Source organism: Pseudomonas agronomica (assembly GCF_025917275.1).
In the GTDB taxonomy this organism is placed as follows: Bacteria; Pseudomonadota; Gammaproteobacteria; order Pseudomonadales; family Pseudomonadaceae; genus Aquipseudomonas; species Aquipseudomonas agronomica.
The window spans coordinates 1-13065 of sequence record NZ_JAOSHO010000109.1; the positions used below are offsets into that span (position 1 = coordinate 1).

Consider the following 13065-nt stretch of genomic DNA (forward strand, 5'->3'; position numbering starts at 1 on the left):
GCCCAGGCCAACCGCTCCCTGGCCCAGGGTGGCGGCGATGCGCAAAGCGCCAAGCACGGCCTGTGGCACCGCCAGGGTGATGAATTCATCCATATCAACTCGGTCCAGCCGAACGGTACGCTGTATGGCGTGACTCGCTATCGTTTCGACGATCAGCGGCACATGCTGTCCTCGAGTTTCGCCAAGCGCGCCAAATTCGCCGAGGATCATTGGCAACTGAGCGACGTCACCACCACCCTGTTCCATGACAAGCGCACCGAAGTGGTCGCCGCTCCATCGGAGCGCTGGGACGTGGCGTTGAGCCCTCAATTGCTCAGCACCGTTGTGATGGCGCCAGAGTCGCTGTCAATCACTGGCCTTTGGGGGTACATCCACTACCTGGCGGACCAGGGCCTGAACAATGGGCGTTACTGGCTGGCTTTTTGGGTCAAGGTGTTGCAACCGCTGGTGACCGCTGCCCTGGTGCTGATGGCCATTTCCTTCATCTTCGGTCCGCTGCGGTCGGTGACCCTCGGTCAGCGGGTGTTCACCGGCGTGCTGGTGGGCTTTACCTTCCGTATCGCCCAGGACTTGTTGGGGCCATCGAGCCTGGTGTTCGGTTTCTCGCCGCTGTTTGCGGTGCTGGTGCCGGCCGGTGTTTGCGCGTTGGCCGGCCTCTGGCTGCTGCGTCGGGCGGGTTGACGATCGCCAGTAGGAGCTGGCGAAGCCTGCGATCTTTTGATCTTTCGCTTGAAGCCCGAGTGTCTCTGGAAAGATCGCAGCCTCGTTGCACTCGACAGCTCCTACAGAGCCCAGCGGGAGCAAGCTCCCTCGCCACACATGCTCATCGACAGGCGAACGTGACGCTTGCGGGGTGGATCAGGTACAATTCCCGGCTATTTTTCGGCGGGCCATGCCTGCAGCCTTTTTGAGTGTTGATCCGTGAGTGATTTGAGTCATATCCGCAATTTCTCCATCATCGCCCACATTGACCATGGCAAGTCGACGCTGGCTGATCGCTTCATCCAGATGTGCGGCGGCCTGGCCGAGCGTGAAATGGAAGCCCAGGTCCTGGACTCCATGGACCTCGAGCGTGAACGCGGGATCACCATCAAGGCCCACAGCGTTACCCTCTACTACAAGGCCCGCGACGGCATCACCTACCAGCTTAACTTCATCGATACCCCGGGCCACGTCGACTTCACCTACGAAGTCAGCCGGTCATTGGCGGCCTGTGAAGGTGCGTTGCTGGTGGTCGATGCCGGCCAGGGCGTCGAGGCCCAGTCCGTCGCCAACTGCTATACGGCTATCGAGCAAGGCCTGGAAGTCATGCCGGTGCTGAACAAGATCGACCTGCCACAGGCCGATCCGGAGCGCGTGAAGGAAGAAATCGAGAAGATCATCGGCATCGACGCCACCGACGCGGTCACCTGCAGCGCCAAGACCGGCCTGGGCGTCGACGAAGTGCTCGAGCGCCTGGTAACGACCATTCCCGCACCGACCGGCAATATCGAAGATCCGCTGCAAGCGTTGATCATCGACTCCTGGTTCGACAACTACCTGGGCGTGGTTTCCCTGGTTCGCGTGCGCCATGGCCGCGTGAAGAAGGGCGACAAGATCCTGGTCAAGTCCACCGGCAAGATCCACCTGGTGGACAGCGTCGGTGTCTTCAACCCGAAACACACCGCCACCGTCGACCTGAAGGCCGGTGAAGTGGGCTTCATCATCGCCGGTATCAAGGACATCCACGGTGCGCCGGTCGGCGACACCCTGACCTTGAGCACCACCCCCGACGTCGAAGTGCTGCCCGGTTTCAAGCGTATCCAGCCGCAGGTCTACGCCGGCCTGTTCCCGGTCAGCTCCGACGATTTCGAGGACTTCCGCGAAGCCCTGCAAAAGCTGACCCTGAACGACTCGTCCCTGCAGTACACCCCGGAAAGCTCCGACGCCCTGGGCTTCGGTTTCCGTTGCGGGTTCCTGGGCATGCTGCACATGGAAATCATCCAGGAGCGCCTGGAGCGCGAATACGACCTGGACCTGATCACCACGGCGCCAACGGTGATCTTCGAGCTGCTGCTCAAGAACGGCGAGACGATCTACGTCGACAACCCGTCCAAGCTGCCGGACCTGTCGGCCATCGAGGACATGCGCGAGCCGATCGTGCGCGCCAACATCCTTGTGCCTCAGGAACACCTGGGCAACGTCATTACCCTGTGCATCGAAAAACGTGGCGTGCAGCACGACATGCTGTTCCTCGGCACGCAGGTCCAAGTGACCTACGACTTGCCGATGAACGAAGTGGTGCTGGACTTCTTCGATAGGCTGAAATCCACCAGTCGCGGCTATGCTTCGCTGGACTATCATTTCGATCGCTACCAATCGGCTAATCTGGTGAAGCTGGATGTGCTGATCAACGGCGAGAAAGTCGATGCCCTGGCATTGATCGTGCACCGTGACAATGCGCACTACAAAGGTCGCGCGTTGACCGAGAAGATGAAGGAACTGATTCCGCGGCAGATGTTCGACGTGGCAATCCAGGCCGCCATTGGCGGGCAGATTGTGGCGCGGACAACCGTCAAGGCGCTCAGAAAGAACGTATTGGCCAAATGCTACGGCGGCGACGTCAGCCGTAAGCGCAAGCTGTTGGAAAAGCAGAAGGCCGGTAAAAAACGCATGAAGCAGGTCGGTAACGTGGAAATTCCACAGGAAGCCTTCCTTGCGGTGCTCAGGTTGGATAGTTAGGTCCTATGTCGCTAAATTTCCCGCTGTTGCTGGTTATCGCCGTGTTCGTCTGCGGTCTGTTGGGGTTGCTTGATCTATTGTTCCTGGCGCCCCGGCGCCGGGCCGCCATTGCCTCTTACCAGGGCAGCGTCAGCCAGCCTGATGGCGTGGTCATTGAAAAGCTCAACAAGGAACCGCTGCTGGTCGAATACGGCAAGTCGTTCTTCCCGGTGCTGTTCATCGTGCTCGTGCTGCGCTCATTCCTGGTGGAGCCGTTCCAGATTCCGTCCGGTTCGATGAAGCCGACCCTGGATGTGGGCGACTTCATCCTGGTGAACAAATTTTCCTACGGGATCCGGTTGCCAGTGATCGATAAGAAAGTCATCGAGATCGGCGACCCGCAACGCGGCGATGTGATGGTGTTTCGCTACCCAAGCGATCCGAACGTCAACTACATCAAGCGCGTGGTCGGCCTGCCGGGCGACAAGATCCGCTACACCGCCGACAAGCGCCTGTTCGTCAATGGCGAGCTGGTGGCCGAGCAACTGATCGGCTCCGAGCCGGGCACGCTGGGCAGCGCCGAGCTCTACAAGGAAAAACTCGGCGAAGCCGAACACCTGATCCGCAAGGAAATGAGCCGCTACCGCGCCACACCGGACCATTCGTGGACCGTGCCGGCGGAGCACTACTTCATGATGGGTGACAACCGCGACAACTCCAACGACAGCCGCTACTGGGATGATCCGAACATTCCCAAGGACCTGCTGGGCATGGTTCCCGACCGCAACATTGTCGGCAAGGCCTTTGCGGTCTGGATGAGCTGGCCGGAACCCAAACTCAGCCACCTGCCGAATTTCTCGCGGGTTGGCCTGATCAAGTAATCACACACGGCGCTGTTGAACACAGCGCCGAATGCTTTTCTGGAGCCTGCACAAGGTTGCCCGAAGGCATGAAGCCAACGATAGTCAGGACGTCATTTTTGAACACAGCGTTAATTGTCCCAAGCCAGCGGCGCCTCGTCGCCGTGGCGGTGGAATCCAGCCACGAACTCAGCGTGGGTAAACCGTGAGCGTTTCTCTAAGCCGCCTCGAGCGTCAGCTCGGCTACACTTTCAAGGATCAGGAGCTGATGCTCTTGGCCCTCACTCACCGCAGTTTTGCCGGGCGCAACAACGAACGCCTGGAATTCCTCGGCGATGCCATCCTCAATTTCGTCGCCGGCGAGGCGTTGTTCGAACGCTTTCCCCTGGCTCGCGAAGGCCAATTGTCGCGTTTGCGCGCACGATTGGTAAAAGGTGAGACCCTGGCCGTACTGGCTCGTGGTTTCGACCTGGGCGACTATTTGCGCCTGGGTTCGGGGGAGCTGAAAAGCGGCGGTTTCCGTCGCGAGTCGATCCTGGCCGATGCCCTGGAAGCTTTGATTGGCGCGATCTACCTGGACTCGGGCATGGAAATGGCGCGCGAGCGCGTGCTGGCCTGGTTGACGTCCGAGATCGACAGCCTGACGCTGGTGGACACCAACAAGGATCCCAAGACCCGTTTGCAGGAATTCCTGCAATCGCGCAGTTGCGAACTGCCACGCTATGAAGTGGTGGATATCCAGGGTGAGCCGCATTGCCGAACCTTCTTCGTCGAGTGCGAAGTGGTCCTATTGAATGAAAAAAGCCGAGGCCAGGGCGTCAGCCGTCGTATTGCCGAACAGGTCGCGGCCGCTGCAGCACTGATCGCCCTGGGCGTGGAGAATGGCAATGACTGATACAACCGTCACCCGCTGCGGCTATGTCGCCATTGTCGGTCGGCCGAACGTGGGCAAGTCCACGCTGTTGAACCACATCCTGGGCCAGAAGCTGGCGATTACCTCGCGCAAGCCGCAGACCACCCGCCACAACATGCTGGGCATCAAGACCGAAGGCGACGTGCAGGCGATCTACGTTGATACGCCGGGGATGCACAAGGGCGGTGAAAAGGCCCTGAATCGCTACATGAACAAGACTGCTTCGGCGGCGCTGAAAGACGTCGACGTGGTGATCTTCGTGGTTGATCGCACCAAGTGGACCGAAGAAGACCAGATGGTCCTCGAACGCGTCCAGTACGTGACCGGCCCCTTGATCGTGGCGCTGAACAAGACTGATCGCATCGAAGACAAGGCAGAACTGATGCCGCACCTGAGCTGGTTGCAGGAGCAGTTGCCGAATGCCCAGATCATTCCGATCTCCGCCCAGCATGGCCATAACCTCGACGCGCTGGAGCGGGTGATTGCCGAGCACCTGCCGGAAAACGATCATTTCTTCCCGGAAGACCAGATCACCGACCGCAGCAGCCGCTTCCTCGCCGCTGAACTGGTGCGCGAGAAAATCATGCGCCAGATGGGCGCCGAGCTGCCGTACCAGATCACGGTCGAGATCGAAGAGTTCAAGCAACAGGGGAAGACCCTGCACATTCATGCCTTGATCCTCGTCGAACGTGACGGCCAGAAGAAGATCATCATTGGCGACAAGGGCGAGCGCATCAAGCGCATCGGCACCGAGGCGCGCAAGGACATGGAGCTGCTGTTCGACTCCAAGATCATGCTCAACCTGTGGGTCAAGGTGAAGGGCGGCTGGTCCGATGACGAGCGGGCGTTGCGTTCGTTGGGTTACGGCGACCTCTGATTAGCTGGATATACCGAGAACCATTGTGGGAGCGAGCTTGCTCGCGATAGCGGTCTGTCAGTCAACGTCCATGTTGAATATCAGGCCCTCATCGCGAGCAAGCTCGCTCCCACATTGGTTTCGGGTTGTTTATAAAATTTTGCTCGCCCAGTGAGAACTGCGACTTCAATGTCCCAACCCACCGCCCAACCCGCCTACGTCCTCCACAGCCGCGCCTACCGCGAAAGCAGCGCCCTGGTGGATTTCCTCACGCCCCAAGGGCGGCTGCGGGCGGTGTTACGGGGCGCGCGGGGCAAGGCCGGGACGCTGGCGCGGCCGTTCGTGCCGCTGGAGGTCGAGTTTCGCGGGCGGGGCGAATTGAAGAACGTCGGGCGCATGGAAAGCAACGGCGTCGCGGCCTGGCTCAACGGCGAGGCGTTGTTCAGCGGGCTCTACCTCAATGAACTGTTGATTCGCCTGCTGCCCGCCGAAGACCCTCATCCCGCCGTTTTCGACCACTACACCGCGACGCTGCTGGCCCTGGCCGAAGGCCGGCCGCTGGAGCCCTTGTTGCGCTCCTTTGAGTGGCGACTGCTGGACGACCTGGGCTACGGTTTTTCCCTCGACACCGACCTGCACGGCCAGCCCATCGCCGCCGACGGGCTGTACCGCTTGCAAGTGGATGCGGGCCTGGAGCAGGTCTACCAGTTGCAACCGGGGCTGTTCAATGGCGTTGAGCTCCTGGCCATGGCCGAAGCCGACTGGACCGCGCCCGGTGCGTTGGCGGCCGCCAAGCGTTTGATGCGCCAAGCGCTGGCGGTTCACTTGGGTGGCCGGCCGCTGGTCAGTCGCGAGCTGTTTCGCAAGCCCTGATCTCCCCGTATGCTGTGGGCCGAATCTCTGTCCATTCAGGAGCGCTTTTCGTGAGCACCAGCAATCGCATTCTTCTCGGCGTGAACATCGACCATGTCGCCACCCTCCGCCAGGCCCGTGGTACGCGCTACCCGGATCCGGTCAAGGCCGCGCTGGATGCCGAAGAGGCGGGTGCCGACGGCATCACCGTGCACCTGCGCGAGGACCGTCGCCACATCCAGGAGCGCGACGTGTTGCTGCTCAAGGATGTGCTGCAGACCCGCATGAATTTCGAAATGGGCGTGACCGAGGAAATGATGGCGTTCGCCGAGCGCATCCGCCCGGCGCACATCTGCCTGGTACCGGAAACCCGGCAGGAACTGACCACCGAAGGCGGCCTCGACGTAGCGGGGCAGGAATCGCGGATCAGCCTGGCGGTGGAACGCCTCTCGAAGATCGGCGCCGAGGTGTCGCTGTTCATCGACGCCGACGAGCGGCAGATCGAAGCCTCCAAGCGGGTCGGCGCCCCGGCCATCGAATTGCACACCGGTCGTTACGCCGATGCCGAGACGCCCACCGACGTGGCCGATGAGCTGCAACGGGTCGCCGATGGCGTCAGCTTCGGTCTGGCCCAAGGCCTGATCGTCAACGCCGGCCATGGCCTGCACTATCACAACGTCGAAGCCGTCGCGGCGATCAGGGGCATCAACGAGCTGAACATCGGCCACGCGCTGGTGGCCCATGCGTTGTTCGTCGGGTTCAAGTCGGCTGTTGCAGAGATGAAGGCGCTGATCCTGGCGGCTGCTAAGCCTTAAAGTCACTACGAGCCTCTGTGGGAGCGAGCTTGCTCGCGATAGCGGACTGACAGTCCATATCAATGTTGGCTGTCAGGCCGTCATCGCGAGCAAGCTCGCTCCCACAGGGATCGGTGGCGTGTCTTAAAGCTGCGGGGACTCCTGGTTCGGCTTGCTCTTGTCCACGCCCGGCACATGCAGGTTGCCCTCGGCCACCTGGTTGCCTTCGAGCTGCGGCTGCGTCACCCAAGTCAGGATGTCGTAGTAGCGACGGATGTTCGCCACGAAATGCACCGGCTCGCCGCCCCGTGCGTAGCCGTAGCGGGTCTTGCTGTACCACTGTTTCTGGGACAGGCGCGGCAGGATCTTCTTCACGTCCAGCCATTTGTTCGGATTCAACCCCTCCTTGGCGGCGAGCTTGCGCGCATCGTCGAGGTGGCCGCTGCCCACGTTGTAGGCGGCGAGGGCGAACCAGGTGCGGTCCGGCTCTTCGATGCTCTCGTCCAGTTGAGCCTTCATGTAGGCCAGGTATTTGGCGCCGCCCATGATGCTCTGCTTCGGATCCAGGCGGTTGGACACGCCCATGGCCTGGGCGGTGTTCTGGGTCAGCATCATCAGGCCACGCACGCCGGTCTTGGATGTGACCGCCGGTTGCCAGAGAGACTCTTGGTAGCCGATGGCTGCGAGCAGGCGCCAATCGACTTTTTCTTTCTTGGCGTAGGCCTTGAAGTGTTGCTCGTACTTGGGCAGCCGTTGCTGCAGGTGTTGGGCAAAGGTGGTCGCGCCCATGTAGCCGAGGACATCGACGTGGCCGTAATAGCGGTCCTTGAGGCGTTGCAGCGTGCCGTTTTTCTGAACCTTGTCCAGGTAGGCATTGATTTCGTTGAGCAGGCTGTTGTCTTCGCCGGGGCCTACCGCCCAACTCTGGCTGCGCGCGTCGCCCAGGTCGAACGCCACGCGCACGTTGGGGAAGTAGACCTGGTTCATCGCCACTTCGTTGGAATCGACGAGGGTCAAGTCGATCTGGCCTTCATCGACCATGCGCAGCAGGTCGACGACTTCAACCGCGTCGGACTCTTCGTATTCGATGCCTGGATACTGCTGCTTCAACTGCGCCAACTGCTCGGCGTGGGTGCTGCCCTTGAGCACCATGATCTTCTTGCCGGCCAGGCCCGCCGCGTCAGTGGGGCGTGACTGGCCGTTGCGGTAGATGATCTGGGGCGTGACTTCCAGATAAGGATGGGAGAACCGCACCTGCTTCTTGCGCGGCTCGCTGCTGACCAGGCCCGCGGCGGCCAATACCGGGCCGTTCGGCTTGCCGATCTGGCTGAACAGGTCATCCAGGTTGTCGGCGGTCTCGATTTTCAGTTCGACCCCCAAATCCTCGGCGAAGCGCTTCACCAGCTCGTATTCGAAGCCGGTCTCACCATTGCGGTCCTGGAAGTAGGTGGCGGGGCTGTTTCGGGTAATGACCCGCAGCACGCCATCCTCCTTTACGCGCTCCAGTGTGTTGGGTTTCTCAACACAACCACTGAGCACCAGGAAGAGTCCGGTTGCGATCAGCCATCTGGCGTACCGCGGACGCAAAGCCGTTGGGGAAAACATCTGCGCAGTATACGCAAACGGCCTCGACCGCCATATATCGACAGCAAAAGGCCAGTCTGCTAGAGATTGCAAAACGTGTCCGCGAGCCAGGCGGGCCGGCGCTCGGCGGGGTTCCTTCCGATAAAAAATAACTCGGGGGCGCGCACCCGATGACCGCGCCAGGGAGCGGCCGGCGGCACGACCGACGTTCGGCTGGCATCACACGTACCGTTTCGGGTGCCGTTGCCAGCGGTTTAGGCTAGAATGCACGGCCTCAAAGCACACCCCTTCCCGAGGCTGTCCCGAAGATGTTGATCCTGCGCGGCGCTCCTGCCCTTTCTGCCTTTCGCCACAGCAAACTTCTTGAGCAACTGAGCCAGAAAGTCCCGGCTGTCAGCGGCTTGTATGCTGAATTCGCTCACTTCGCCGAAGTCACCGGCGGTTTGACCGGCGACGAACAGCAGGTGCTCGCGCGCCTTCTGAAGTACGGTCCAAGTGTTCCGGTCCAGGAGCCAACCGGCCGCCTGTTCCTGGTATTGCCGCGTTTCGGCACCATTTCGCCGTGGTCGAGCAAGGCCAGCGACATCGCCCGCAACTGCGGCCTGGCGAAAGTCCAGCGCCTGGAGCGCGGCATCGCCTTTTATGTCGCCGGTGAGTTCAGCGAGGCCGATGCCCAACTGATCGCCGATGGCCTGCATGACCGCATGACCCAGGTCGTCCTGGGCAACCTGGAACAGGCCGCCGGCCTGTTCAGCCATGCCGAGCCCAAGCCGCTGACCGCCATCGACGTGTTGGGCGGTGGCCGCGCCGCGTTGGAAAAAGCCAACGCCGAGCTGGGCCTGGCCCTGGCCGAAGACGAGATCGACTACCTGGTCAACGCCTTCCAGGGCTTGAAGCGCAACCCGCATGACATCGAACTGATGATGTTCGCCCAGGCCAACTCCGAGCACTGCCGCCACAAGATCTTCAACGCCAGTTGGGACATTGACGGCCAGAGCCAGGAAAAAAGCCTGTTCGGCATGATCAAGAACACCTACCAGATGCACAACGAAGGTGTGCTCTCGGCCTACAAGGACAACGCCGCGGTGATCGTCGGCAACGTCGCCGGTCGTTTCTACCCGAACCCCGAGACCCGCCAGTACGGTGCGGTCCAGGAGCCGGTGCACATCCTGATGAAGGTCGAGACCCATAACCACCCGACCGCCATCGCGCCGTTCCCGGGCGCGTCCACCGGCTCCGGTGGCGAGATCCGCGACGAAGGCGCGACCGGTCGCGGCGCCAAGCCCAAGGCTGGCCTGACCGGCTTCACGGTGTCGAACCTGCAGATCCCGGGCTTCGAACAGCCGTGGGAAAAGCCGTACGGCAAGCCTGAGCGCATCGTCAACGCCCTCGACATCATGATCGAAGGCCCACTGGGCGGCGCGGCGTTCAACAACGAATTCGGCCGTCCGGCCCTGACCGGCTACTTCCGGACCTTCGAACAATCCATCACCACCCCCCGTGGTGAAGAGGTTCGCGGCTACCACAAGCCGATCATGCTTGCGGGCGGCATGGGCAACATTCGCGCCGAACACGTGCAGAAAGGCGAGATCGTGGTTGGCTCCAAGCTGATCGTCCTCGGCGGCCCAGCCATGCTGATCGGCCTGGGTGGCGGCGCGGCTTCGTCCATGGCCACCGGCACCAGCTCGGCAGACCTGGACTTCGCTTCGGTCCAGCGGGAAAACCCGGAAATGGAACGCCGTTGCCAGGAAGTCATCGACCGTTGCTGGCAATTGGGTGAGAACAACCCGATCAGCTTCATCCACGACGTCGGCGCGGGCGGCCTGTCCAACGCCTTCCCGGAGCTGGTCAACGACGGTGGCCGTGGTGGCCGCTTCGAATTGCGCAACATTCCGAACGACGAGCCGGGCATGGCCCCGCACGAAATCTGGAGCAACGAATCCCAGGAACGTTATGTCCTGGCGGTCGGCCCGGCCGACTTCGAGCGCTTCCAGGCCATTTGCGAGCGCGAGCGTTGCCCGTTCGCCGTGGTCGGTGAAGCCACCGCCGAACCGCAACTGACCGTGACCGACAGCCATTTCGGCAACAGCCCGGTGGACATGCCGCTGGAAGTGCTGCTGGGCAAGGCCCCGCGCATGCACCGTTCGGCCGTTCGCGAAACCGAACTGGGCGATGATTTCGATCCGTCCACCCTCGACATCGCCGATTCCATCGAGCGCGTGCTGCATCACCCGGCCGTGGCGAGCAAGAGCTTCCTGATCACCATCGGCGACCGCACCATCACCGGCCTTGTCGCCCGCGACCAGATGGTCGGCCCGTGGCAGGTACCGGTGGCCGACGTGGCCGTGACCGCCACCAGCTTCGACGTCTACACCGGCGAAGCGATGGCCATGGGCGAGCGCACGCCGCTGGCGCTGCTGGACGCCCCGGCGTCGGGCCGCATGGCGATCGGCGAAACCCTGACCAACATCGCGGCTTCGCGCATCGGCAAGATTTCCGACATCAAGCTGTCGGCCAACTGGATGTCCGCCGCCGGTCACCCGGGTGAAGACGCCCGCCTGTACGACACCGTCAAGGCGGTCGGCATGGAGTTGTGCCCTGAGCTGGGCATCACCATTCCGGTGGGCAAGGACTCCATGTCCATGGCCACCCGCTGGAACGATGAAGGCGTGGACAAGAGCGTGACCTCGCCGCTGTCGCTGATCGTGACCGGTTTCGCCCCGGTCACCGACATCCGCCAGACCCTGACCCCGCAACTGCGCATGGACAAGGGCACCACCGACCTGATCCTGATCGACCTGGGCCGTGGCCAGAACCGCATGGGCGCCTCGATCCTGGCCCAGGTGCATGGCAAGCTCGGCTCGCAAGCGCCGGACGTCGACGATGCCGAAGACCTGAAGGCGTTCTTCGCCGTGATCCAGGGCCTCAACGCCGACGGTCACCTGCTGGCCTACCACGACCGTTCCGATGGCGGCTTGCTGACCACCGTGATGGAAATGGCCTTCGCCGGGCACTGCGGCCTGAACCTGACCCTGGACAGCGTCGCCGAATCCGCCGCCGAGATCCCGGCCATCCTGTTCAACGAAGAGTTGGGTGCGGTGATCCAGGTTCGCCAGGACGCCACCCCCGACATCCTCGCCCAGTTCAGCGCCGCCGGCCTGGCCGAGTGCGTCTCGGTGATCGGCCAGCCGATCAATAACGCGCACATCAACATCACCTTCAATGGCGACACCGTCTTCGAGGGCCAGCGTCGCCTGTTGCAGCGCCAGTGGGCCGAGACCAGCTACCAGATCCAGCGCCTGCGCGACAACGCCGACTGCGCCGAGCAGGAATTCGACGCGATCCTGGAAGAAGACAACCCGGGCCTGAGCGCCAAGCTTAGCTACGACGTCAACGACAACGTGGCCGCGCCGTACATCAAGAAAGGCATTCGCCCGCAAGTGGCGGTCCTGCGCGAGCAGGGTGTCAACGGCCAGGTGGAAATGGCGGCGGCGTTCGACCGCGCCGGTTTCAACGCGATCGACGTGCACATGAGCGACATCCTCGCCGGTCGTGTCGACCTGAACGACTTCAAGGGCATGGTCGCCTGCGGCGGCTTCTCCTACGGCGACGTGCTGGGTGCCGGTGAAGGCTGGGCCAAGTCGGCGCTGTTCAACAGCCGTGCCCGCGATGCGTTCCAGGGCTTCTTCGAGCGCACCGACAGCTTCACCCTCGGCGTGTGCAACGGTTGCCAGATGATGTCCAACCTGCACGAGCTGATCCCGGGCAGCGAGTTCTGGCCGCACTTCGTGCGTAACCGTTCCGAGCAGTTCGAAGCCCGCGTCGCGATGGTCCAGGTGCAGGAGTCGAACTCGATCTTCCTGCAGGGCATGGCCGGTTCGCGCATGCCGATCGCCATCGCCCACGGTGAAGGCCATGCGGAGTTCCAGAGCGAGGAAGCGTTGCTCGAAGCCGACCTGTCCGGCTGCGTGTCGCTGCGTTTTGTCGACAACCATGGCAAGGTCACTGAAACCTACCCGGCCAACCCGAACGGCTCGCCGCGCGGGATCACCGGCCTGACCAGCCGCGACGGCCGCGTCACGATCATGATGCCGCACCCAGAGCGGGTGTTCCGCGCGGTGCAGAACTCGTGGCGTTCGGACGACTGGAACGAAGACGCGCCATGGATGCGCATGTTCCGCAACGCGCGCGTCTGGGTGAACTGAGGCGGTGTACAAGCTCTGCTTCTTCGTCCCGGCCAGCCATGTGGACGAAGTCAAAAGCGCCGTATTCGCTGCCGGTGGCGGACGAATCGGCGACTATGACCACTGCGCCTGGCAAGTGCTGGGCCTGGGCCAGTTTCGCCCCTTGGACGGCAGCCAGCCGTTCATTGGCGAAGCCGGGCAGGTCGAGCCGGTCGAGGAGTGGAAGGTTGAGCTGGTGGTGGCCGACGAGTTGATCCGCCCCGTGGTGGAGGCGCTGAAACAGAGCCATCCCTACGAGACACCAGCGTATGAAGTGTGGCGG

Annotated in this window: 10 protein-coding genes; 9 read left to right on the forward strand and 1 reads right to left on the reverse strand. The window is 62.3% G+C overall.

What is annotated here, in order from left to right; all coding sequences use genetic code 11:
• The 7 genes from lptG to pdxJ all read left to right on the forward strand — a co-directional run.
• Positions 1 to 681: LPS export ABC transporter permease LptG (gene lptG / locus OC610_RS10795; RefSeq protein ID WP_264427771.1), on the forward strand; the 681-nt coding region annotated here is incomplete at its 5' end.
• Positions 682 to 921: 240 nt separating this feature from the next.
• Positions 922 to 2721, forward strand: a complete 1800-nt coding sequence (lepA, locus tag OC610_RS10800; RefSeq protein ID WP_264427772.1) for a translation elongation factor 4 — start codon at positions 922 to 924, stop codon at positions 2719 to 2721.
• Positions 2722 to 2726: 5 nt separating this feature from the next.
• Complete coding sequence (gene lepB, locus OC610_RS10805; protein ID WP_030139613.1) at positions 2727 to 3581, forward strand: signal peptidase I; 855 nt, start codon at positions 2727 to 2729, stop codon at positions 3579 to 3581.
• Between the two features lie 184 nt (positions 3582 to 3765).
• Positions 3766 to 4455 carry a ribonuclease III gene (gene rnc, locus OC610_RS10810; RefSeq protein ID WP_030139612.1) on the forward strand — a complete coding sequence of 230 codons (690 nt, stop codon included), beginning with the start codon at positions 3766 to 3768 and terminating at the stop codon, positions 4453 to 4455.
• Entirely contained in the window at positions 4448 to 5350 is a 903-nt protein-coding gene (gene era, locus OC610_RS10815) for a GTPase Era (protein ID WP_030139611.1), read from the forward strand. Before rnc ends, era begins: the two co-directional genes overlap by 8 nt.
• Positions 5351 to 5518: 168 nt before the next feature.
• Positions 5519 to 6202, forward strand: coding sequence for a DNA repair protein RecO (gene recO / locus OC610_RS10820; protein WP_264427773.1), 684 nt, complete (start codon positions 5519 to 5521; stop codon positions 6200 to 6202).
• A gap of 50 nt (positions 6203 to 6252) precedes the next feature.
• A complete protein-coding gene (pdxJ, locus tag OC610_RS10825) occupies positions 6253 to 6996 on the forward strand; it encodes a pyridoxine 5'-phosphate synthase (protein WP_264427774.1) in 744 nt (247 codons plus the stop codon).
• A 123-nt stretch (positions 6997 to 7119) separates the two neighbouring features.
• Here the strand turns inward: pdxJ and mltF are convergent, their stop codons facing one another.
• On the reverse strand, positions 7120 to 8580 hold the full coding sequence (gene mltF, locus OC610_RS10830; RefSeq protein ID WP_264427775.1) for a membrane-bound lytic murein transglycosylase MltF: 1461 nt from the start codon (positions 8578 to 8580) through the stop codon (positions 7120 to 7122).
• A 287-nt stretch (positions 8581 to 8867) separates the two neighbouring features.
• On the opposite strand from mltF, the gene purL reads away from it, so the two are divergent.
• On the forward strand, positions 8868 to 12764 hold the full coding sequence (purL, locus tag OC610_RS10835; protein WP_264427776.1) for a phosphoribosylformylglycinamidine synthase: 3897 nt from the start codon (positions 8868 to 8870) through the stop codon (positions 12762 to 12764).
• Positions 12765 to 12768: 4 nt separating this feature from the next.
• Positions 12769 to 13065: Nif3-like dinuclear metal center hexameric protein (locus tag OC610_RS10840; protein ID WP_264427777.1), on the forward strand; the 297-nt coding region annotated here is incomplete at its 3' end.